This is a genomic window from Pseudoalteromonas sp. S16_S37, assembly GCF_014694405.1.
Classification (GTDB): Bacteria; Pseudomonadota; Gammaproteobacteria; order Enterobacterales; family Alteromonadaceae; genus Pseudoalteromonas.
Window position 1 is genome coordinate 12,103 of record NZ_JAAUWV010000005.1, and the last position, 22,145, is coordinate 34,247.

Sequence of the window (22,145 nt, forward strand, 5' to 3'; positions counted from 1 at the left end):
AATTCATATCTCGCTTGCACTCTCATTCAACGTCGCCCCTTTTTGGATTTGTTTTCCAGTTAAAAAATATAGGTAACTGGTAACGCCTTGAGTTAATAGCATTTTGCCAAAGCTGTCGATATTTATGCGATAAAGGTAGCTCTTGGTACTGCATAATGCTCCAATGTTCACTCGGTTTGTAGGCAGTAAGCGCTCCATCTCTACACGTTTTGCTTTCATACCACCCCTGAACTGGGGGAGATTGCGCAACAATCAAGTTTGGGGCGTAATGCCCCTCCCTTTGACATAACCACTGAGCTTTTTCAGGTGCGACTGCATACTCATCTTCAAACCCGCTAAAATGCATTAGTTCATGCAAAAATACTTGATAATCGCTACTTAAAGTCAACGTCATCATGCCGTTAGTTACGTTTGCAAGCCCACTTTTGGTCATGACAATGACATAGTCGATATTACCCAAAAACGCCTTATACTGCTCTATCAAACCATCGGCATTACATCTGGCAAACTGTGTCGGCTCTATTTCACATGCCATAATGTCGCCAATATAAAATACCTCTGTAAAACAGTAGCTATTTTCTTCTGGCTCTGGTTTTTTTAGATATTGCGCCTTTAAAGCATTGAGTTTAATCACGCCTCTATAGTGATCACTTACCAATAGCACGCGGTTCTTACATAGCCCTGAAAACTGCACTTCATCAGTTAAAATGTTAAGCCCCCATCTTGTCAATGACTCTCGAGGAAGAGCTTGCGGCAAAGTGCCTCGCTCACTATCCAGTAACACTGATAAGTGTCTGGGTAGAGAGTACATATCTTGTATTCTTTGCAGCTCATCAAACGCATCATGCTTTACAAACGCTTGCGCTAGACGCTCGCGTTGCTGCTCCATTGCATCGAGATAATATTTTTGCCAATACAATCTACTCTCATCAAAGCGCTGTCGTTTAGTAAGTCGTATTGCCCATTCAAACTTAACTTTGGCATCATCTAAAACCAGCAGAGCGCGTATAACATTTGTAGGCAGTGTGGATAGGTTTATTCTACTTTCTATCAAGTAATAAACTTGTGGGGTTTGTATCAACAACGCATTGCGCGCAGATTGTTCATTTAAACGCGGTTGATGATGGCTTTGTACCATCATCAATAGCAAAAAACAGCTAATTACAAAGTACTTAACCGGCCTCATCAGCTGCTAGTAAATCCAGTTCTAAACGAGCGTATTTATGCTCAACAAATTCATAAACATTAGTAGCAAGCACCAACTTAAAAAAGTCGATAGCTACTTGCTGCTCACCTCTAGCTTGGTACGATTTAGCAAGGTAAAAATAAGCTTCACATAGCCTCTCGGCGTATTCTTGCTGACTTGACACCCCTTCCCCGAGTTGCGACAGGAATTGCCCTTCAGTTATTTCACCAAGGTAGAGTTGAACCAGCTGGCTTGCCCATTCTTCGTAGTTCAAAGCTTGGCTATTTTCTTTGAGTTGCCTATCCGCCAGCTGCTTATTAACCTGCGATTGCGCTAAATATAGCCACATCACACGATAAGCATCTTGGGGGGAGCGCGCTAAGAACGCGGAAAAGTCCTGACTTGCTAAACGAGGACGCTCCCCATAGTAAAGCGCAATACCGCGATTTAAGTAAGCATATTCATGTTCTTCGTTTAACTCTAAAACTGTATCAAACATTTCGTAGGCTTGACCGTACTCTTGAGAAAGCGTGTGATGGATACCCAAAAAATTATACACTTCTGCCAAGTCTGGTTTCATTTTCACTGCGCGATTAAAATCAATACGTGCCAAGGTGCTTAAACCTAAGCTGTCGTACAACATACCACGGTTATAATACAACTGAGCTTTTTGCTCTTCCTGCAAGTCACTTGCATTCAACAACTCTGAATAGCGAGCAATGGCAATCTCATTTCTAAAATTGGCAGCCAAAGGTATGCTTAAAGGCACATTCACAACATGCTGTACATTGGTGTTTGGGCTAGATTGGCAGCCAGTCAACCCCAGTATCACTAAGGGTAAAATAAATATGGATTTTAACGTCATATCCTTCCTAATTGTCGCTTAACTGCGCGGTTAGGGTCATTAAAACACAAAAAAGGGGGCCATACAGCCCCCTTTCGTTACTAACTTGGTTTATTCACACAATGTTATTCTGCTGGCGCTTCAGGCGCTTGCTCTGCAGACTGTTCTTGTGCTTCTTTAATGCTCAAGCGCACACGGCCCTGACGGTCAACTTCAAGTACTTTAACTTTAACTTCTTGACCTACCGTTAAGTGATCTGCCACGTTATTAACGCGCTCAGCACTGATCTGAGAAATGTGTACTAAGCCATCTTTACCTGGTAGCACATTTACAAATGCACCAAAATCAACGATACGTACAACTTTACCATTGTAGATAGTACCTACTTCAAGCTCGGCTGTTAGAGCTTCAATGCGTGCAATCGCATCTTTAGCACTCATGCCGTCAGTTGCAGCGATCTTAATTGTACCGTCGTCTTCGATCTCAATTGTTGTGCCAGTTTCTTCAGTTAACTGACGAATAGTTGCACCGCCTTTACCAATAACTTCCGCGATTTTCTTCGGTGGAATGTTCATCGTGTAAATACGAGGAGCAAATTCTGATAGCTCTTCAGATGGTGCTGAGATAGCTTCATCCATTACAGAAAGGATGTGTAAACGTGCAGCTTTTGCTTGCTTAAGCGCAATCTGCATGATTTCTTTGTTGATACCTTCAATTTTGATATCCATTTGAAGTGCAGTCACACCTTCGCTTGTACCTGCTACTTTAAAGTCCATATCACCTAAGTGATCTTCATCACCTAAGATATCTGAAAGAACCACAAAGTTCTCATCTTCTTTAACAAGACCCATAGCAATACCTGCTACAGACGCTTTGATAGGAACACCTGCGTTCATAAGCGCTAATGACGTACCACATACTGAAGCCATTGACGATGAACCATTTGATTCTGTGATTTCAGACACAACACGAATTGAGTACGGGAATTCTGCCAAAGTAGGCAATACCGCTTGAACACCACGCTTAGCAAGGTTACCGTGACCGATTTCACGACGCTTAGGAGAACCAATAAAGCCCGTCTCACCTACACAGTAAGGAGGGAAGTTATAGTTCAACATAAAGTGGTTCTTATGAGTACCTGTTAAGTCATCGATCATTTGTGAATCGCGTTCAGTACCTAATGTAGCGGTAACTAGAGCCTGCGTCTCACCACGAGTGAAGATAGCTGAGCCGTGAGTACGTGGCAATACACCCGTCATCACATCTAATGCACGAACCATGTCTCGTTCACGGCCATCGATACGCTTCTCACCTGCGATGATGCGACCACGTACGATTTTCTTCTCTAATGAACCAAATAGCTTTGACACTTCTTGTGTATCAAGTACTTCGCCTTCAGCAAGCTCAGCTGTTAAAGCTGCAACTACCGCTTCTTTTGCAACTGTTAGTTCTTTTTTACGCGCCACTTTGTCAGTAATGCGGTAAGCTTCGCCGACTTTATCAGATGCAAGTTCTGCAATCTTATCTGCAAGTGACACGTTTTTCTCTGGCGCAGACCATTCCCATGTAGGCTTACCGGCTTGTGCCTTAAACTCTTCAACCGCTTTGATGATTGCTTGAGATTGCTCGTGACCGTATACAACCGCACCTAACATTTCTTCTTCAGAAAGCACTTGAGCTTCTGACTCAACCATAAGTACAGCGTTTCCTGTACCAGCTACAACTAGGTCTAGTTTACTTTCTTCAAGCTCTTTAAGCGTTGGGTTAAGTACGTATTGACCATCGATGTAACCTACGCGAGCTGCACCAATAGGACCATTAAATGGAATACCTGAGATAGCAAGCGCAGCCGAAGTACCGATCATAGCTACCATATCTGGTTGGATTTCAGGGTTCACTGAAACAACTGTCGCGATAACTTGTACTTCGTTTACGAAACCATCAGGGAATAAAGGACGGATTGGGCGGTCAATAAGACGTGCGATAAGTGTTTCGCCATCGTTTGGACGACCTTCACGCTTTAAGAAACCACCAGGAATACGACCTGCAGCGTACATACGCTCTTGATAGTTTACCGTTAGTGGGAAGAAGTCTTGACCTGGTACTGCATCACGCTTACCAACTACAGTCACAAGTACTGATGTATCGCCAATGCTAGCTAGTACAGCGCCGTCTGCTTGACGAGCGATTGCACCTGTTTCTAGAGTCACAGTATGTTGACCTAGTTGAAATTCTTTAATAATTGCTTGCACAAATATTTCCTTCAAAAAACAAAATATAAACGCCAACAACTACCAATCACAGTCTTAAGGCGACTCTTGAATCACCTTAAGCACTACAATTGGCAAATGAAGTCGGCGTAATTTCGGCCCTATGCCGAAGTAGCTTAGTATACTTGGACATCAGCCACAAAAAAAGGGGCGATTAAGCCCCTTTTTTCCTATGTTGACTAAAAAGCCAACAAGTAATCAAATTATTAGCGACGTAGGCCAAGTTCTTTGATTAGTGCTGAGTAACGCTCAACGCTCTTACCTTTAAGGTAGTCAAGCAAGTTACGACGTTGGCTAACTTTACGAAGCAGACCACGACGTGAGTGGAAGTCATGCTTGTGATCAGCAAAGTGACCTTGTAACTTGTTGATGTCAGCAGTAAGAAGTGCAACTTGAACTTCTGGTGAACCAGTGTCGCCTTCAGCACGTGCGAATTTTGCTACGATTTCTGCTTTTTCTTGGTTGCTTAGTGACATAATAACTCCAAAATAGAATTTAAATTATGCTTTAGCCGATCACTAATTCAGCCAAAGCGAGTAAGAGGCGCGCATTGTATCAGCAAGTATTACCTGACGCTAGTAAAACTTATTGATTGGTCGCCAAGGCCCTTTTGGCTTTTAAATGGCCATCTGCATTTCTCTCGCCAATACCAATAAACTGACCATCAGCTACCACCTTAATGATACCGTCAGGTACTTGAGCACAGACAACCACTTGACCATGGCTAAATGCTTTACCTTGTTCTTGAGATATCTCGACAACCGGTAAATCAACCAAGGCCGTATCCATCGGCAGTAATAACTCATCCAAGTAAGTCGATGGTTCAATACCTTCAGACTTAGCTTGTTGCAGTTTTTCTTCCAACTGCTCAATGGTCACCATTTTCTCGCTCGGATAATGTCCGACTTTAGAGCGGTGCAACATGATCACATGCGCGCCACAGCCTAACTTCTCGCCAAGGTCATCAACGATGGTACGAATATAAGTGCCTTTAGAAACATGTGCTGTCATTTGAATTTCTTCATTTTCAGCATCGTATTCGTCAAGGGTCAGGCTATATACGTTGATTTTACGACATTTGCGCGGTACTTCTTTGCCTTCACGCGCATATTTATATAGAGGTTGCCCCTGATATTTCAGCGCTGAATACATAGATGGATACTGATCAGATTCACCCAAAAAGCTGTTTACAGCGCTTTGCAATGTGTCTCTATCAATGTTGACAGATCGCGTTTGCACCACCTCACCATCGGAGTCAGAAGTGGTAGTACGCTCACCCAATTTGGCACGTACTACATAGGTTTTATCCGTGTCTAACAAGAACTGTGTAAACTTGGTTGCTTCCCCAAAACAAATTGGCAACATACCCGTCGCTAATGGATCAAGCGCGCCGGTATGGCCTGCTTTTTGCGCAAAATAAAGACCTTTTGCTTGTTGCAGCGCCTTGTTAGACGAGATCCCTTGTGGCTTGTGCAACAGCACAATACCATCGACTGGACGGCCTTTTGAACGTCTAGCCATTACTTTTTCTCATCTCCAGAAGGATTCTCAGACGAGTCCTCAGCTGACTCAGGGCCACGCTTTTTGTTGTCTTCTCGGATCACCGAGTCAACCAAGTTAGAAATACGCATACCTTCGAGCAATGAGTTGTCTACCACAAAGCGTAATTCTGGCATGATACGAGCGCGAATTCGCTTGCCAAGAACCGAACGAATATATCCCGTTGCATCGTTTAGAATAGCAACACTTTGCTTGGTCTTATCTTCATCCGTGGTATTAAGTACCGTGATAAAGATTTTCGCGTACGATAAATCCCGAGAAACCTCAACAGCTGATACTGTAACGAAGCCCAAGCGGGGGTCTTTAATTTCGCGTTGTAGAATAACAGCAATCTCTTTTTGGATTTGCTGAGCTACTCTGTCTGTGCGAGAAAATTCTCTCATTTTCACCACTTATAAAATTAAAATATTGAAAAATAACAATAAATTATATTTAAACACAATAGACAAATGGGGGCATTTGCCCCCATTTAAATCACACTATCAGTTTAGAATTACAGTGTACGTTGAACTTCTACCGTCTCGAATACTTCGATTTGGTCGCCAACCTTAACATCATTGTAGTTCTTAACACCGATACCACATTCCATACCGTTACGTACTTCTTGTACGTCATCTTTAAAGCGACGTAGTGACTCAAGTTCACCTTCAAAGATTACTACGTTGTCACGAAGTACACGAATAGGCGCGCTGCGCTTAACCATACCTTCAGTAACCATACAACCTGCGATAGCACCAATTTTCGGTGACTTAAACACGTCACGTACTTCAGCAAGACCGATGATCTCTTGCTTGAATTCAGGCGCAAGCATACCAGACATGGCCTGCTTCACTTCTTCAATTAGGCTATAGATAACGCTGTAGTAACGTAGGTCTAAGTTTTCAGCTTCAATCACTTTACGGGCAGATGCATCAGCACGTACGTTAAAGCCAACAATAATCGCATTTGATGCCGCTGCAAGTGTTGCGTCAGTTTCAGTGATACCACCTACACCAGAGCCTACAATCTTCACTTTAACTTCATCAGTAGACAGTTTAGTCAGTGAATCAGCAATTGCTTCGATTGAACCCTGAACGTCCGCTTTCAGTACCACGTTCACTTCAGATACGTTACCTTCTGTCATGTTAGTAAACATGTTTTCAAGTTTCGCTTTTTGCTGACGCGCTAGTTTAACGTCACGGAATTTACCTTGACGATACAAGGCTACTTCACGCGCTTTACGTTCGTCTTTAACAACAGTCGCTTCATCACCTGCCGCAGGTACGCCAGACAAACCTAAGATCTCAACAGGAATTGAAGGACCAGCAGTTTTGATTTCGTTACCATTTTCGTCGCGCATAGCACGTACACGGCCGTATTCTAGACCACACAGTACGATATCGCCTTGGCTTAACTGACCAGACTGAACCAGTACCGTAGCCACTGGACCACGACCTTTATCTAGACGAGATTCGATAACAACACCAGCCGCCATACCTTTAGTTGGTGCTGTTAACTCTAGGATTTCAGCCTGCATTAATACCGCTTCAAGCAGCTCATCAACACCAGAACCCGTTTTAGCTGAGATATGTACGAATTGAGTGTCACCACCCCATTCTTCAGGGATAACATCAAGCTGGGCAAGCTCATTCTTAACGCGATCTGGATCTGCGCCTTCTTTATCCATTTTGTTAACAGCAACGATTAGTGGTACACCAGCCGCTTTCGCGTGCTGTACCGCTTCTTTAGTCTGAGGCATTACACCATCATCAGCTGCAACAACTAGGATTACGATATCAGTAGCTTTCGCACCACGAGCACGCATTGATGTAAACGCGGCGTGTCCAGGCGTATCTAGGAAAGTGATCATGCCACCTTCAGTCTCAACGTGATATGCACCAATGTGCTGGGTAATACCACCCGCTTCGCCAGACGCTACTTTTGCACTGCGGATGTAGTCAAGTGTTGAAGTTTTACCATGGTCAACGTGACCCATTACAGTCACCACTGGTGCGCGTGGCTCAGTTGAATCTATTTCTGAGCGATCACTTAATACTTGCTCTTCTAGCTCATTTTCTTTCACTAGAATAACTTTGTGGCCCATTTCTTCAGCCACTAACTGAGCTGTTTCTTGGTCGATAACTTGGTTAATGGTAACCATATCGCCCATTCTCATCATCGTCTTAACAACTTCAGCGCCTTTCACAGCCATGCGAGATGCAAGTTCTGCAACGGTGATTGTTTCACTAATACGTACTTCTTGTTTTACATCTGCCACAGGCTTTTGGAAGCCATGCTGTAATGATGTTGGCGCTTTAAGCTTACCTTTTTTCCCTTTTAAAGGGATTTCAGCTTTTACAGGGCCTTTTTTCTTTTTCTTGCGACGGGCACTTTTCTCTTCACGTGCATCTGATTCATCTTCCGCTTCACGTGCGTAAGTTGACGTCGTTAAATGGTGGTCTGCCGCTTCTTCACGTTGACGGCGTTCCTCTTCTTCTTTTTTCCAACGAGCTTCATTTTCTTCAGCTAGTTTGCGCGCCTCTTCAGCTTGGCGCTTCGCTTCTTCTTCAGCTTTTCTCAATGCTGCCTCTTCTGCTTCTTTTTGCAGACGCTCAGCTTCTAGGCGGTCTTTTTCAACTTGTGCACTATCCACTTTTTTGCCCTGCGATTCGTTAGCTTTACGCTGTGCTTCTGCTTTGCGTTTAGCTTCCTCTTTGGCTTTACGCTCAGCCTCTTCTTTGGCCTTACGTTCAGCTTCTTCTTTGGCTTTTTGCTGCGCTTCTTGCTGCGCTTTTAACTCAGCTTCTTTACGTGCAGCTTCCTCAGCCGCTAAACGCTCTTGCTCTTTTTGTTGATCAATTGCGCTCTTTTTAACATACGTACGTTTTTTACGTACTTCAACAGAGACCGACTTTTCTTTACCTGTAGAGCCTTTTACACTTAAAGTGCTTTTACTCTTACGTTGTAAAGTCATACGCTCTGGACCTTCAGCGCCTTTACCACCATGCTGCTTGCTTAGATGGTCAAGTAACTGTGCTTTCTCAGATTCAGTTACGCTGTCTTCTTTGCCTTTGGTGATCCCTGCATCATTCAACTGCTGCAGTAATTTATCAACAGTTGTATCAATAGTCTCGGCTAGTTTCTCAATGCTCACTTCTGCCATAGTGTGTGTTACCTCCGTTAATATATTATGCGTCTTCACCAAACCAACAAATGTTACGCGCAGCCATAATCAACTGCCCAGCTTCTTGCTCTGATAATTCTGTAATTTCTACTAGTTCGTCGATTCCCTGCTCAGCTAGGTCTTCAAGAGTAATAACTCCTTTGCTAGCCATAACAAATGCAAGATGACGCTCTAGACCTTCTAAAGCTAGTAAGTCTTCAGCAGGCTCAGCCCCTTCAAGGCTTTCTTCAGTTTTAAGTGCTTTTGTTGTCAAAGCATCTTTAGCACGATTACGCAGCTCTTCAACTGTGTCTTCGTCTAAACCATCAATTTCTAAAAACTCAGCAACTGGTACATACGCAACTTCTTCTAAAGTTGAGAAACCTTCGTTAATGAGCAGCGTTGCAAAATCATCGTCGATATCAAGGTGCTCAGTAAACAAGTTAACCAGTTTATCAGACTCTTCAGCATTTTTTGCTTCCATGTCTTCAACCGTCATTACGTTAAGCTCCCAACCTGTTAGCTGGCTTGCAAGACGGATGTTTTGACCGTTTCGACCAATTGCCTGTGCAAGGTTGTCAGCTTCTACTGCGATATCCATTGAACGAGAATCTTCGTCCATCACAATAGAGGCAACTTCTGCAGGCGCCATTGCATTGATCACAAACTGAGCTGGGTTATCATCATAAAGTACGATATCAACACGCTCACCACCAAGCTCTGTAGATACAGCTTGTACACGTGCACCACGCATACCAACGCAAGCACCAACAGGGTCAATTCGCTTATCGTTAGACTTAACCGCAATCTTTGCACGAGAACCTGGATCACGAGCCGCACCGCGGATTTCAATCATTTCTTCGCCAATTTCTGGCACTTCAATGCGGAACAATTCCATCAGCATCTCAGGCTTAGAACGGGTAACAAATAGTTGTGCACCACGCGCTTCAGGTTTTACATCGTATAGTAAACCACGTACGCGATCTCCTGGACGGAAACTTTCGCGCGGTAACATATCTTCACGATAGATAACTGCTTCAGCATTGTTGCCAAGGTCCATCACTATTGCATCGCGAGTTGCTTTTTTAACAACGCCCGTTACTAGCTCACCTTGTTGATCTTTATACGCTTCTACAACCAGTGCACGCTCAGCTTCACGTACCTTTTGTACAATAACTTGCTTCGCCATCTGGGTAGTGATGCGGTCAAATTTAATTGACTCAATTTGCTCTTCTACATAATCACCTAATTGGATCTCAGGTTCATCAACTTGAGCAGCCTCTAATGTGATCTCAGCATAAGGATTTTCTAACGAACCATTTTCTTGTGGCTCAACAACTCTCCAACGACGGAAAGTATCGTATTCACCTGTTTTACGATCGATTGATACGCGAACTTCAATGTCGCCACTATGTTTTTTCTTTGTTGCAGTCGCTAGTGCGAACTCTAATGCTTCAAAAATCTTTTCTCTTGGGACTGCCTTCTCATTGGAAACGGCCTCTGCCACCAATAATATTTCTTTTGCCATAGGTAATGCCTCGCTTGCCCTTATCCTTCGCACTTAATAGTTAAAACTTTGCGATAATGTTCGCACGTTCGATGTTACTTAGCATGATCAAATGCTCTGTCCCATCAATGCTCAAAGTGATCATGTCACCGCTAACAGCAACTAAGTCGCCCTTGAAGTTTCGACGACCATCTTGCGGAAGCTTAGTACGAACGCGTACTTCTTCTCCTTGCGCCTTCTCATAATGTGCTGGCTTAAAAAGCGGTCTATCAACACCAGGAGAAGACACCTCTAAATCATATTCGTTTGTAATGGGGTCTTCGACATCCAAAATTGCACTGACTTGTCGGCTTACATCTGCACAATTATCTACGGTAATACCATCTTCGTGTTCGATATATACACGTAGCGTAGAGTGACGACCGGCTTGCACAAACTCAAGACCCAATAATTCAAACCCTAGTGCTTCAACCGCGGGCTCTAACATTGCTGTCAATTCTTGCTCGAGTTTTGTCACAAAATTCCTCCATACAAACAAAAAAAGGGCTTAAGCCCCAATAACTTAGATGTTTCATACCAAAGCTTTGGGTTAGAAACCTAAGCTGCAGATACGACAACGCCCCGAACCAAGCGGGGCGTCACACCTAAAGCAAAACTGTGTGGCCAAAGGCCTTGCTTGGTTGCGTAAGACTGCAGCAAAATTAAGCTGATGCTTAAACGCAAAACGCGCATTACAAAGAATGCGCGAAACCATACAAGAGTAGCATACTACTCCAGATTTGGTTGCGGGAGCCGGATTTGAACCGACGACCTTCGGGTTATGAGCCCGACGAGCTACCAGGCTGCTCCATCCCGCGCCAATAAATAACAGTGCAAGCACTGCAAAATATGCGCTGTATTATAAGGACAGTTCCATTAATAAGCAACCTTAGACTGAAATAAATCCCTATTAGTAGAGATATTAGCACTATCGCTCTAGTCGCTTCTAGCGCATGTACCTGCTGAGACGGCCAACTCAACCATAGTAACTTTACATAATTTTAACGTGCGACTTTTCTCACGTTCTTTGATTTTTTCTCACATTTTTTATCACACTTCTCGCATCTTGACTTATTGACACTATACTTAGGTAACTAGACTGCAGTAAATGACCCTTTCGCAGCTGGTAGCAAGTTATGCAGTTGTGCTTGTTTTGGTTTAGTTCGAGCAAACGGATGCGCTCTTAATCGACAGTGAGGCGATTATGAGTATTTCTCCATATCAGTATCAGTTATTAACCCAGTCGTTTTCGACTCTGCAGCCAAACTTTCACTGTTTCTGTGTTAGTTTAAGAACCCAGCTTAGTAGATATGAGATGCAGTTACAGCTGCCAAAAAGCAACGAACAACTCATCACAATCGAGCACAGATTGAGCAAATTTATTCAAGAAGCACTTTACCTATTACCTCAGCAAGAGCAGCTCACACAATTCATACGTGTGAATGCGCACAACTTGGCGTTACTAAAACCAAACGAGAGAGATATTAGTGTCTTGTGTAATGCAATGATAACGACGCTCCAACTTCATCTTGGTGCACAATTTACGCTGGCACTTCGTAATGCATGGCGTAAGGCATTACACATTTTTGCAAATATCATGAAAAGCATATTATTCAACTCGAGTAATGTTGTCTGTTTGGGACAGTTTAGAGCACATAAACAAAAGCTTACATCAACAATTAGATAACCTAATTAGGTGAACTAAAATTGCTAGTAAGGTATTGTTCAGAGAAACATATCTCCTGAGAAGGCTTATGCAAAAAACCTTTTGGCTGTGTACTTTATTGTGTTTTGGCACCGCTGGCTGTGACTTATTTGAGCACTCTAAGTCTCAAGTAGAAGAGCACTATTTAAGCCAGCACCAAGGTTTAAAGACTGCGATTGAAAAAATTCGTGAGCAGGGTCTAGAAAGTACACTTATGACGGCTAAAGAAGGCTCGATGTTAGCATGTGTTGCACGTAACATTGAGCGTGATCCATTTGGTCCGCTGATCACTGTGGAGGGGTCGTTACAAGAAAGCGCTAAACTCATTGATTTTAGTGAAACGATTGATAGTTTAACGGAGCAAGAACTTAGCTTTGAGAGTCTTCCACAAATCATTCGCCTAGAGACTGATACCCTTAACTATTTAAGTACTTTGCTTGATAGCTACGACTTACGCACTTTACAGCACCAAACTTCCGTACTGATGCAAAATGGCCTAGATAAAAGCCAAGATTTAGGCTCTCACTTGCGAGGTCTTGTCGAACAGTGCGAATAATAACAAGGCCCTATTTGGCCTTGTTATCTAATTCAGCTGCTTATCAGCTTAGAAAAGGCGCCAACGGCGCTTTTTGACTTGAACTTTATGGACCCAATTAACTTCAATGGTCGTCACCGCAAGTACGTCTCTATCAGCTTGAGATATTAACTCGTAACTTAGACTTTCTGGCGATCCAAAACTAAGCGTAAAGACAAAAGAACGCGTGTTAGCCCAACATTGTAAAATTTTCTTTGATTGGCTCTGACGTATACAGTAGTCGCCCGAAGTTGGTGTGTTCACTTTCAATGTCACATCGGCATAGCAAGTTCTTCCTTGGTTTAGTGCAACGCACTTATTTGGAGTTGCTTGTAAGATTTGGCTGGGGACTTGTTGTTCCTCAGCAGACAAACCTGACATCGCAAACCCCAGAATTGCTCCTAGCAAATACTTTGCTGACATGGTTCTAGAATACATATTTCACTCCAGCAAAGACAGCAGTAGCATAGCGTGAATCAATCAAAGGACTACGTGTAACGTTGGAGGAGCCAATTAAAACCGATGCGCCCGTACTAAATACCCAATCAACGGCAATGGGATAGTTAGCTTGAGCCTGGACAAAAACTGATGAAGCACCATTCACTTCATATGCAGGCAAATACGATGATTGCTCATCTACATCAACACCGTAAAAATAGTCAATAAAATTGCCGGAATAATAATTGGCGCCAAAATTAAGCCAAAGATCCCAATTTCTCAGCTCAAACGTACGTGTTGCTTCAGCGTGCATCACCCAACCATTACTACCACCAAAGGCATCGTATACTACTTCAAACAAGGCTTCGTACTGACCGATAGTCCTATAATATGCTACACCAAACGATTGATCTTGATGCCGTCTTTTAATTCCTTCTAGCTCTGGCACAACGTTATCATCATCTATATAACCTGTTTGTGAAAATCCCATTTGGTAATGACCGTAAACAATATCTATACCTTGCTTTTCACCGTTCCAAACCTGATAGCCTATATCAGCACCACCGAAAAAATCCCCAGATTTAACTCTTAAATAAAAGTTTTTATACTCTATTCGAGCGTCAGCTAAAATATTAATCCCACCAAAATCAGAGTCAGCTCCTTTTAATTCAGGTAAAGACAGATCAACCCAAAAAGCCCCTACACTCAGTTGCCAAAACAGCTCTTCACTATCATCATTTGACTCAGTCTGTGCACTAACGTATGTCGGGATGCAAAGCAGCAGCGCAGTTAAAAGTAGTTTTATGTTATTTATCATCATTAGGCATGCTTATTGTAAATTGTAGTTGTGCCGAATTTGTTCCCTTATGATACCCGACCTAAACGCCGCCAACAATCATATATTTCCTACCATCAAAAAAACCAAAAATTAACCTAAGTGAAATCAAAAAGTAACAATTCCCATGTCAAATACCGCTTCTTAAACTAGAGTGATTACTTTACCCATAGGATAAATAATGAAAAAAATAATACTCTGCTCACTTTTGAGTGTCGCGGCTCTCAATGCTGAAGCTTTCAGTCAAGAAACTCACAAACGTATTGTAATAGATGCGGTTAATTACATGGCTCAAAACCCAACCACTACCGAGTATCAAAAGTTGGAGCAATATGCTCGGGCAAACAATATGAGTGTTACTGCGTTAGCACAATTATTGGGTCAAGCTGCTTATGATGTAGATGATTTTGAAGATACTTTTTTTTGCGGCGCTATAACAGGTGATTGCGTGCAAGCGCCACTTTGGGGGGCTGCAGAGAGTATCGTAAAATATACCAGCTACTGGCATTTTCAAAACCATACTCAAGGCGCAGATGCACATGGAAATGACTTTGGTGGTTATAACTGGAAGAAGCTAACAGTTTGGGGCACGGTAGATTCTATCGCTTCAACATGGTTAAAAGGTGACTACCTTGATGATGGCCGTGGCGGCGAAACAGGCTGGTTTAGAGCGGACGACACAAAATATAACAGCTATGGTATTACCGAAGCAAATTACCGTATCGACAGTCATTCAACTTACAGTATGTATGATGACTTTGAAGAAATGCCATTTCAACCAATCGATAACCTAGGACAATATTGGTATCAAAAATATCTTCAAAGCGGCAACCCACAAATTCTTGGTTTTGTTTTTCATACCACCGATCTTTTGCAACCTCACCACACTTGGACTACCTCAGATTTAAATCACTCAAGCTGGGAGTCTTGGGTAAAAGATTATTACGATAGAGAAAACTTAAACAATGCTCTGCTAGTTCGTGAAGCATTAGATAATTTTGCTCCATTAGCAGCGAACAGCCAAGATATTCGCCCATTGCTAACGCAAGGTGGCGCATTATCTTATGCTCAAGGTGGCATCGTACTTAATTCAAAAGATCATTATGACCGTTTGAATACTGCAAAACTTGTTATTCCACATGCCATAGCGATGGTTGTACACTTGCTAAACCATGCAATGGTGGCGCGTTAATGCATATTTTAGTACTACTATTGGCAAGCTTGATTAGCTTGCCAATCTTCGCACAGGTTACATTTACACAGGCCGAAACAAAACTGGTTCACCAAATACTTAAAGAAAAAGATGCCAGCATAACGTTAAGCCAAACACGCGCTCGTCTATTGGAAAACGCCTTTTTATTTGAACAAGCAAAACAACACAATTCGACTATTCTGACTAGACAGTCAGCGGTTGGCTTTAGTAGCGATTTTCATGCTCGAAGATACACATTAACCTTACTTAAAAATCAATTTGCTTTGCCGCAAGTGGCAATGCTTGGCGACAAAGTATGGCACCCCTACTCTTCACAATGGCTGCAAACAAGCTTACCACGCTACCCAAACAATAATGTCTATGCAGAATCAGATTTGGCACGCTTAGACAAGATAGATCTAAGTCATTTAGCAGCGGGCAAATTGACACTCGCGACACTGATGTCTGAGCAGTCTATGCAAAACCGCTACAAGCTCCACCAAGGTGATATCGAGTTATTCAAATCACTTGTTGCGGAGCACCGTCGATTTAACCTAATCATGCAGCAGCTTAACGATAAGCTTAACGCACAAGGCCTATCTCAAGACAAGCTAGAGTACATTGCCAAAGCAGAATTGCTAAGGCCAACCATGCTGACTTATTTTGGCGTTACACATAGTTTGCATGGCGAACGCAGTGATTACCTAGACAAGTTGCAACAACGCATAACTGCACAGGCTGTACATAACTATTTTGAGAAAAATAAACAAAATTTTAGATACATAGACAAAGTCCAAGCCAATGCAGTGTTATTCACCGACAAAGCAAAGGCCGAACAATTTCATCGCTATGCGCAAGCACACCCTTTTGAGCAAGCGATAATTCATTTTAAACAAGTAGACTTATTTGCAGCTGAAAAAGGACTGGTAACACGCCAAAAGAATAGCTCGTGGGCACAGCAAGTGGCTTTTAGTTTGCCGCCAAATCAATTATCCAAGCCTATTCGCTCCCCTCAAGGTCAGTGGCTTGTGACAAGCACCAAGCAACGTTTCTATGCTTTTTATGATAAGGATAGTGAAACAGTTAAATATCAGGCAAAACTTGCTTTAACCGAAGTTATGGCTAAAAAAGCCTATACCGAGTTAAAAAATCATTGGTTTGAACAACACAATATAAAACTATGAAAAAAAGATATCTATTACTTGCTGTCGGCACCACATTGACGCTCATTGCAATGTATTATTTGCTCGGTGACTCTAAAGTGCAAGCGGTGGGAGCCGTGGGCACAGCAAAATTATCTAAACATCTCATGGTAGCGCCACCCAATGCGGCTCTACCAACACCTCCAATACCCATACAAAAAGTTACACAGCCAAACGACGAGGCAAAACCAGCGTCCTATGCTCCCTCTGAGCAAGAAGTGGAAGTATATATCCCACCTATCGGCCAATCCGTAACAAGCGATAGCTATCAAGGCGACTTGGATGATTATGAAAGTTATCAAGCATATGGGGATGAACAAGAGAGAAAGCTCAAGCAAGCATTTATTATCGCAGCAAAGGATAAAGTAAAGCGCCTAGAAGCGCTTTTACAACGCGGTCGTGAGGAAGGTATTAGTGAAGAAGAACTCACATTTGCAGAAAATAAAATCGCTGGGATAAAACAGATGAGTGAGCAACTACAGCAAGAACTTAGTGAAGAAAACTAATGCCCATCAAAGCAATCACTCAATTTAAACGGTGACTTAAAACGATCTAGATCAATAAACCTTTAGAAAGTAAAGTTTATGTAAAAATAATGTTTGTTTAAGCTTTTCTGACTCTATAACCTGCAGCCTCGAAGGGTGAGCTATTCACCCAAGGATATAAATGAGCAATAAATTATTCGAGGCAAGTATGAAAAGTTTAAAGCGAACAAAGGATATAACTCCCATTCCTGATAGATCGTTTGATATCACCATCAATCAACACCAAGTTAAAGCCACCCTTGGCGAAACCCTACTCTCAGTATTACTGGCAACTGATCATAAACGCATCATGAGCAATGATCATCAACGTCACTCAGGTGCTTATTGCGGTATGGGAGTTTGTCACTGCTGCCATGTCAAAGTTAATGAGCAGTTCAAACAGCGAGCATGTCAAACCCTCGTGCAACCCAACATGGTCGTCGAAACATTGAGTAACCGCTTTGCTGAGGAGGGGATAAAATGACCACTTCTCAACCGGTCGTGATTGTCGGCGCAGGCCCGTCAGGTACTGCGGCAGCGGCTCAATTAGGTAAATTCGGTATAAAGAGTATTATCATTGATGAAGCGCCAAAAATAGGTGGCGTGATCTATCGTGGCCCGTTTAGAGATAGTGACGATTTACCGCATTTAGACGACAACTTAAAACGCGCCATGAGTGCGCTTAGAACGCGTTTTTCAGCTCAGAAACAACATATTGAACTGCTTACACAAACACGAGTATTGGGCCCTGAAGGACAAAATAAACTGTTACTTAACAAACTAAATAGTCTTTCAAACCTTGCTTATCAGGATTTAATTTTAGCTACTGGTTGTCATGAACGAAGTGTGCCATTCCCTGGCTGGCAACTGCCAGGAGTAATGCTTCTAGGTGGCGTACAACTACAAATAAAAAGTGGTTTGGTTAAGCCTGGTACCCGCATGGCCTTAGTCGGCACAGGACCATTACTTCCGCTGGTTGCATGTCAATTACATAAAGCAGGAGTTGATGTTGTGGGCGTTTATGAAGCGAGTCAGTTTCATAAATTAGCTAAAGAAGCCATTGCCTTGCTAAATAAGCCAAAATTAACACTCTCAGGCCTAAGCATGATGGCCTACCTAGAAAAGCACGATATACCTTTTTATTATGGCTGGGGTATTGTCGATGCCGTTGGCGATGAAACCTTGCAGCAGATAAGTGTCGCACCTTATAACGAGTGTTGGCAGGCTGATGTACAAAATGCAAAAACCATTGATGTTGATGCTATTGGTGTTGGCTATGGTTTTGTTGCCCGTAGCCAACTTGCCATGTTACTCGGCGCACAGCACCAATATAGCCATGTAAGTGGCTACGTGCCAATTTTGGATAATTGGCTGAAAAGCAGCTTGGAAAACACCTACATTGTTGGAGATGCAAATGGTTTGCTCGGTGCCGATGCTGCTATCTGTGAAGGGCAAATCGCAGCTATTCGTATTGCTCAGAAACGCAATAAGATAACCCCGAAAAAAGCCGCGCAACTGGCTGGTAAAGTGCATCGTAAGCTCGCACGAATAAAACGATTTCGCTATGGTTTTGATCGTTTCAGTGCAAGGCAATTTGGACTCCTCGAGCTGCCTAAGGATGATACCGTTGTGTGCCGATGCGAACAGGCAACAAGAAGCCAGATAGATAAAGCCATTGAGCAAGGCGCAAAAGACATAACCACCTTAAAGATGAGAACTCGTATCGGGATGGGTGATTGCCAAGGCAAAACGTGTGCAAGCTATGCCATTGACCGCCTGCAGCAAGCTGGGTTTACACATAATATAGGCACGATTCAACCTCGCTTTCCGCTCGATCCCATCCCATTCACTTTGCTGGAGGACAACCATGAAACAGTATGATGTGGTAATAGCTGGCGGTGGTGCCATAGGTGCAGCTTGTGCATATTTTCTTAGCCGTGATACTGACCTGAGCATCGCACTCATTGATATAAAAAAGCCGGGGAATGCTTCTCGTGCATCTGCTGGAGGTCTTTGGGCGATTGGCGAGTCTGTTGGTCTTGGCTGTGGCGTTATTTTTTTCAAAACACTATCTAAATTACAAAGCGAAGCAAATGGTAAAGATATTCCGGTCATGCGACCCCACCAGCTCCCCGATTGCTTTTTTGAATTTGCCTTAACGTCAAATAATATGTACCCAGAACTACATAAAGAAATGCTGGATCGCCATGGTGTTGATTTTAAGTTTGAGCGCACAGGGCTTAAATTTATTATGTATAACCAAGATGATAAAACCTATGCAGACCAAATACTAAGCGGAATTCCACACCTTGTAGACCAAGTACGGTGGCTAGATGAAGAGCAACTCAAGGCTGAAGAGCCATATATCACTGAAGATGCTATCGGTGCGATAGACTTTACTTGCGATCACCAAGTAAACCCTTATCGTCTAGTCGATGCGTATTTAGAAGGCGCTCGGCAAAACGGCGTAGACCTCATCCTCAATACACAAATTGATGAAGTGTTGCGTGATGGTAACAGAGTATTTGGCGTAACAACTGCTGAGGACACCTATCATTGTAAAACACTTATCAATGCCACAGGTGCTTGGGCCAATGAGTTATTTAACAAAGCAACCGACATGGAAATGCCTGTCTACCCGGTAAAAGGTCAAATTGTTTTATCTGAGCGTTTACCTAAAGTCCTTAGAGGCTGCGTAAGTACCAGTGATTGTTACATTGCGCAAAAGGACAACGGAGAGATTTTAATCGGCTCATCCACTGAAGAGAAAGGGTTTGATACCAGCAACAGCCTAGATAAAATTACCGAACTGTCTCAAGGCGCAACTAAATGCCTGCCGATACTCAAACAAAGTAATATAAAACGTTGTTGGGCGGGACTTCGCCCTGGCACTCCCGACGAGTTACCAATACTTGGAAAAACGCCTGGGATTGAGGGGTATTTAAATGCCTGTGGTCACTTTCGAACTGGCATTTTAACGTCTGCTATTACGGGTAAATTAATGACCGAACTGGTGATGGGAAAACCAACCACTTTGGACCTAACACCTTTTAGTGTTGAGCGTTTCTATTCTTAAAAGTACTTAGTCATGCAAATAACAATGCCGCTTTTTAAGCGGCATTGTTATTACTCAATTGGTTGTTAACAACAGTCAGGGAAATCTGTGTTAAATTACTTACTCTCTAGCACTTTGCCAGAGTTGATTGCAATTTTTCGTGGCTTAAGCGCTTCTGGGATCTCTCGCTCAAGGTTGATAATCAATAATCCATGCTCTAACTCAGCACCAATTACTTTAACATGGTCACCTAGTTGAAACTTGCGTTCAAAGCTTCGTTCTGCAATGCCTTGATGGATAAATTTTCTTTGCGATTGCGCACTTTTTTCAGCTTTCGTTCCCAACACTTTTAATGTGTTGTTTTCAGACTCAATACTTAGCTCTTGCTCGCTAAAACCAGCAACGGCCATGGTGATTTGGTATTTATCTTGGTCTAAAAGTTCGATGTTGTATGGCGGAAAACTAGGTTGCTTGTCTGTACGTGCGGCGGCATCCATTAATGATGCTAGATGGTCAAAACCAATGAAAGAACGATATAGTGGAGATAGGTCTACTGTACGCATAATGATATCCTCAATTTAAGCGATATAAGCCTTTGACTCTTCCTCTGAACCAGTCAAAAAACTATTTTTTATTTTAAAAATCAATTTATTGTGTTTAGTGAAAACCCGTTACGGCGTCCTCACTAAACTATTTATGGTCAACAAAATTGTTTTCAAGTAAAAAATTAAAAAAATTTCAGAGCGCAATCAATTGTTAGCAAAAAACTCAGTTAAAACATTCAGGTAAATTTCTTCAATCGTATGTAAATCAGCAATGGATACATGCTCATTGACCTGATGAATAGTATGGTTTCGCACCCCACACTCGATAACTTGGGTGTGTGAGGAGGCAAAAAAGCGCCCATCAGAGGTGCCACCAGATGTACTCAGCGAGGGATATTGCCCCGTAGCTTGATAAATGGCTTTCTCTGTTAACGATAAAAAACAATTATGTGCTTTTGCACCTGTGTAATAAGGTTCACATGGTCTTTCCCAAACAAACTGTAGATTGGATTGCCACTTCTCTAGCATAGACTCAACTAACTCACACACCGAGTCACTGCGATAAGCATGGCTATAGCGAATATTAAATGTAATTTCACACTCGCTTGGCACTAAGTTATCAACGATATTGGGTACCGTGATCCCCGTCACTTGCAAATGTGTTTTTGAACCTGGCTCATCTTTCCACCACACAAGTTGAGTCAAAGCTGTCACGATTTCACCAGCAATATGTGCCGCATTTACTGTATTTTCAGGATAAGCAACATGACCTGCCTTACCACTTATTTGCACGCGCCCTGACATAGCGCCACGTCGACCATTTTTGATGGTGTCGCCAACATGCTTATCAGAAGTCGGCTCTCCGACTAAGCAGGCATCAAGTGTAATGCCCTGACGAGCTATAAAGTGTGCAATACGCTTAGAGCCATATTCGGCCTCACCTTCTTCATCAGAAGTGATTAGCCAATAAAACGTACCTTTAAATTCCATCTCTTTTGCACACAACCTTTCGGTCGCACTTAGCATCGCTGCAATCCCGCCTTTCATATCCGCAGCACCACGGCCAATAATACAGCCGTCAACAACATCACCGCTAAAAGGCGCAGCTAACCAACCTTTATGGGTTGCTGGTACCACATCGACATGCCCCGCAAAAGCAAAGCTTGGGCCATCAGAAAAGCTGCGTCTCGCAACTAAGTTTTTCACACCTTGCTCTTCTTCAAGCAGCAAAATTTCAAAACCTAGCTCATGTAACCGAGTTGCCAGCCAGCTCACGGTGCCAGCATCTTGCGGTGTAATCGAAGGGGCTTGAATTAGTTTTTGTAGTTTTTCTACTGTTGTTAAGGGATAGTTTGCGATACTCGCGAGGTGTTGCGCCATTTTTATTAGCTCTGTACTGAACATGATAGCTAATTACAGCGATTAGATATTGCGCTTTCATGGCAACAATGCGTCATGTTTATGACATACCACATCAGTTTTCGAGTAAATTCCCCTTCAATACACTGAAAACTTAATCTAAATCAA

The 22,145-nt window shown here is 42.8% G+C and carries 21 protein-coding genes and 1 tRNA gene; 8 read left to right on the forward strand and 14 right to left on the reverse strand.

From position 1 onward, the window contains the following. Positions 1–22 precede the first annotated feature (22 nt). The 10 genes from HC733_RS04075 to HC733_RS04120 all read right to left on the reverse strand — a co-directional run bounded on the left by HC733_RS04075 (position 23) and on the right by HC733_RS04120 (position 11,366). A complete protein-coding gene (locus HC733_RS04075) occupies positions 23–1,141 on the reverse strand; it encodes a hypothetical protein (protein WP_190363777.1) in 1,119 nt (372 codons plus the stop codon). A 31-nt stretch (positions 1,142–1,172) separates the two neighbouring features. Further along, the gene (gene nlpI / locus HC733_RS04080; protein ID WP_190363778.1) at positions 1,173–2,051 is read right to left on the reverse strand and encodes a lipoprotein NlpI; all 879 of its coding nucleotides are present in this window, start codon (positions 2,049–2,051) and stop codon (positions 1,173–1,175) included. A 104-nt stretch (positions 2,052–2,155) separates the two neighbouring features. Beyond that, positions 2,156–4,282, reverse strand: coding sequence for a polyribonucleotide nucleotidyltransferase (gene pnp, locus HC733_RS04085; RefSeq protein ID WP_190363779.1), 2,127 nt, complete (start codon positions 4,280–4,282; stop codon positions 2,156–2,158). Between the two features lie 224 nt (positions 4,283–4,506). After that, positions 4,507–4,776, reverse strand: a complete 270-nt coding sequence (gene rpsO / locus HC733_RS04090; RefSeq protein ID WP_171627521.1) for a 30S ribosomal protein S15 — start codon at positions 4,774–4,776, stop codon at positions 4,507–4,509. Positions 4,777–4,885: 109 nt separating this feature from the next. Then, positions 4,886–5,821, reverse strand: a complete 936-nt coding sequence (gene truB, locus HC733_RS04095) for a tRNA pseudouridine(55) synthase TruB (RefSeq protein WP_190363780.1) — start codon at positions 5,819–5,821, stop codon at positions 4,886–4,888. After that, positions 5,821–6,243, reverse strand: coding sequence for a 30S ribosome-binding factor RbfA (rbfA, locus tag HC733_RS04100; protein WP_190363781.1), 423 nt, complete (start codon positions 6,241–6,243; stop codon positions 5,821–5,823). Before rbfA ends, truB begins: the two co-directional genes overlap by 1 nt. Positions 6,244–6,353: 110 nt before the next feature. After that, the gene (gene infB, locus HC733_RS04105; RefSeq protein ID WP_190363782.1) at positions 6,354–9,002 is read right to left on the reverse strand and encodes a translation initiation factor IF-2; all 2,649 of its coding nucleotides are present in this window, start codon (positions 9,000–9,002) and stop codon (positions 6,354–6,356) included. A 25-nt stretch (positions 9,003–9,027) separates the two neighbouring features. After that, positions 9,028–10,530: a transcription termination factor NusA gene (gene nusA / locus HC733_RS04110; protein ID WP_190363783.1), complete on the reverse strand. Its 1,503-nt coding sequence runs from the start codon at positions 10,528–10,530 to the stop codon at positions 9,028–9,030. Between the two features lie 40 nt (positions 10,531–10,570). Continuing rightward, the gene (gene rimP / locus HC733_RS04115) at positions 10,571–11,026 is read right to left on the reverse strand and encodes a ribosome maturation factor RimP (protein ID WP_190363784.1); all 456 of its coding nucleotides are present in this window, start codon (positions 11,024–11,026) and stop codon (positions 10,571–10,573) included. Positions 11,027–11,289: 263 nt separating this feature from the next. Continuing rightward, positions 11,290–11,366, reverse strand: a tRNA-Met gene (locus tag HC733_RS04120). A 386-nt stretch (positions 11,367–11,752) separates the two neighbouring features. Here HC733_RS04120 and HC733_RS04125 point away from each other — a divergent pair. Further along, positions 11,753–12,235, forward strand: coding sequence for a globin (locus HC733_RS04125; protein WP_190363785.1), 483 nt, complete (start codon positions 11,753–11,755; stop codon positions 12,233–12,235). Between the two features lie 67 nt (positions 12,236–12,302). Further along, positions 12,303–12,809, forward strand: a complete 507-nt coding sequence (locus HC733_RS04130; RefSeq protein WP_190363786.1) for a hypothetical protein — start codon at positions 12,303–12,305, stop codon at positions 12,807–12,809. Positions 12,810–12,857: 48 nt separating this feature from the next. Here the strand turns inward: HC733_RS04130 and HC733_RS04135 are convergent, their stop codons facing one another. Both HC733_RS04135 and HC733_RS04140 read right to left on the reverse strand, forming a co-directional pair. Beyond that, positions 12,858–13,265, reverse strand: a complete 408-nt coding sequence (locus HC733_RS04135; RefSeq protein WP_238937429.1) for a DUF3019 domain-containing protein — start codon at positions 13,263–13,265, stop codon at positions 12,858–12,860. Continuing rightward, entirely contained in the window at positions 13,255–14,085 is an 831-nt protein-coding gene (locus tag HC733_RS04140) for a MipA/OmpV family protein (RefSeq protein WP_238937430.1), read from the reverse strand. The genes HC733_RS04135 and HC733_RS04140 overlap by 11 nt, the downstream gene beginning before the upstream one ends. A gap of 196 nt (positions 14,086–14,281) precedes the next feature. Between HC733_RS04140 and HC733_RS04145 the strand changes: the two genes are divergently transcribed. The 6 genes from HC733_RS04145 (at position 14,282) to HC733_RS04170 (ending at position 20,094) form a co-directional block, all read left to right on the forward strand. Continuing rightward, positions 14,282–15,292, forward strand: coding sequence for a phospholipase (locus HC733_RS04145; RefSeq protein ID WP_190363787.1), 1,011 nt, complete (start codon positions 14,282–14,284; stop codon positions 15,290–15,292). Further along, a complete protein-coding gene (locus HC733_RS04150; RefSeq protein WP_190363788.1) occupies positions 15,292–16,476 on the forward strand; it encodes a peptidylprolyl isomerase in 1,185 nt (394 codons plus the stop codon). Before HC733_RS04145 ends, HC733_RS04150 begins: the two co-directional genes overlap by 1 nt. Next, on the forward strand, positions 16,473–17,000 hold the full coding sequence (locus tag HC733_RS04155) for a hypothetical protein (protein ID WP_190363789.1): 528 nt from the start codon (positions 16,473–16,475) through the stop codon (positions 16,998–17,000). The genes HC733_RS04150 and HC733_RS04155 overlap by 4 nt, the downstream gene beginning before the upstream one ends. Before the next feature lie 160 nt (positions 17,001–17,160). Continuing rightward, positions 17,161–17,502 carry a (2Fe-2S)-binding protein gene (locus HC733_RS04160; RefSeq protein ID WP_274602011.1) on the forward strand — a complete coding sequence of 114 codons (342 nt, stop codon included), beginning with the start codon at positions 17,161–17,163 and terminating at the stop codon, positions 17,500–17,502. Next, positions 17,499–18,899 carry an FAD/NAD(P)-dependent oxidoreductase gene (locus HC733_RS04165; RefSeq protein WP_190363790.1) on the forward strand — a complete coding sequence of 467 codons (1,401 nt, stop codon included), beginning with the start codon at positions 17,499–17,501 and terminating at the stop codon, positions 18,897–18,899. The genes HC733_RS04160 and HC733_RS04165 overlap by 4 nt, the downstream gene beginning before the upstream one ends. Next, positions 18,886–20,094, forward strand: a complete 1,209-nt coding sequence (locus tag HC733_RS04170) for an NAD(P)/FAD-dependent oxidoreductase (protein WP_190363791.1) — start codon at positions 18,886–18,888, stop codon at positions 20,092–20,094. Before HC733_RS04165 ends, HC733_RS04170 begins: the two co-directional genes overlap by 14 nt. A gap of 95 nt (positions 20,095–20,189) precedes the next feature. On the opposite strand, the gene HC733_RS04175 is transcribed toward HC733_RS04170, so the two are convergent. Together HC733_RS04175 and dapE are read right to left on the reverse strand one after the other, a co-directional pair. Then, positions 20,190–20,636 (reverse strand): Hsp20 family protein, encoded by a 447-nt coding sequence (locus tag HC733_RS04175; RefSeq protein ID WP_190363792.1) that lies wholly within the window; start codon positions 20,634–20,636, stop codon positions 20,190–20,192. Between the two features lie 186 nt (positions 20,637–20,822). Then, a complete protein-coding gene (gene dapE / locus HC733_RS04180) occupies positions 20,823–21,998 on the reverse strand; it encodes a succinyl-diaminopimelate desuccinylase (RefSeq protein ID WP_190363793.1) in 1,176 nt (391 codons plus the stop codon). Positions 21,999–22,145: the final 147 nt, after the last annotated feature.

Coding starts and splice junctions, on each gene's coding strand:
- HC733_RS04075 (WP_190363777.1), bottom strand. CDS start 1,141: ATGATGGTACAAAGCCATCATCAACCGCGTTTAAATGAACAATCTGCG.
- nlpI (WP_190363778.1), bottom strand. CDS start 2,051: ATGACGTTAAAATCCATATTTATTTTACCCTTAGTGATACTGGGGTTG.
- rpsO (WP_171627521.1), bottom strand. CDS start 4,776: ATGTCACTAAGCAACCAAGAAAAAGCAGAAATCGTAGCAAAATTCGCA.
- truB (WP_190363780.1), bottom strand. CDS start 5,821: ATGGCTAGACGTTCAAAAGGCCGTCCAGTCGATGGTATTGTGCTGTTG.
- rbfA (WP_190363781.1), bottom strand. CDS start 6,243: ATGAGAGAATTTTCTCGCACAGACAGAGTAGCTCAGCAAATCCAAAAA.
- infB (WP_190363782.1), bottom strand. CDS start 9,002: ATGGCAGAAGTGAGCATTGAGAAACTAGCCGAGACTATTGATACAACT.
- nusA (WP_190363783.1), bottom strand. CDS start 10,530: ATGGCAAAAGAAATATTATTGGTGGCAGAGGCCGTTTCCAATGAGAAG.
- HC733_RS04125 (WP_190363785.1), top strand. CDS start 11,753: ATGAGTATTTCTCCATATCAGTATCAGTTATTAACCCAGTCGTTTTCG.
- HC733_RS04130 (WP_190363786.1), top strand. CDS start 12,303: ATGCAAAAAACCTTTTGGCTGTGTACTTTATTGTGTTTTGGCACCGCT.
- HC733_RS04135 (WP_238937429.1), bottom strand. CDS start 13,265: ATGTATTCTAGAACCATGTCAGCAAAGTATTTGCTAGGAGCAATTCTG.
- HC733_RS04140 (WP_238937430.1), bottom strand. CDS start 14,085: ATGATGATAAATAACATAAAACTACTTTTAACTGCGCTGCTGCTTTGC.
- HC733_RS04145 (WP_190363787.1), top strand. CDS start 14,282: ATGAAAAAAATAATACTCTGCTCACTTTTGAGTGTCGCGGCTCTCAAT.
- HC733_RS04150 (WP_190363788.1), top strand. CDS start 15,292: ATGCATATTTTAGTACTACTATTGGCAAGCTTGATTAGCTTGCCAATC.
- HC733_RS04155 (WP_190363789.1), top strand. CDS start 16,473: ATGAAAAAAAGATATCTATTACTTGCTGTCGGCACCACATTGACGCTC.
- HC733_RS04160 (WP_274602011.1), top strand. CDS start 17,161: ATGAGCAATAAATTATTCGAGGCAAGTATGAAAAGTTTAAAGCGAACA.
- HC733_RS04165 (WP_190363790.1), top strand. CDS start 17,499: ATGACCACTTCTCAACCGGTCGTGATTGTCGGCGCAGGCCCGTCAGGT.
- HC733_RS04170 (WP_190363791.1), top strand. CDS start 18,886: ATGAAACAGTATGATGTGGTAATAGCTGGCGGTGGTGCCATAGGTGCA.
- HC733_RS04175 (WP_190363792.1), bottom strand. CDS start 20,636: ATGCGTACAGTAGACCTATCTCCACTATATCGTTCTTTCATTGGTTTT.
- dapE (WP_190363793.1), bottom strand. CDS start 21,998: ATGGCGCAACACCTCGCGAGTATCGCAAACTATCCCTTAACAACAGTA.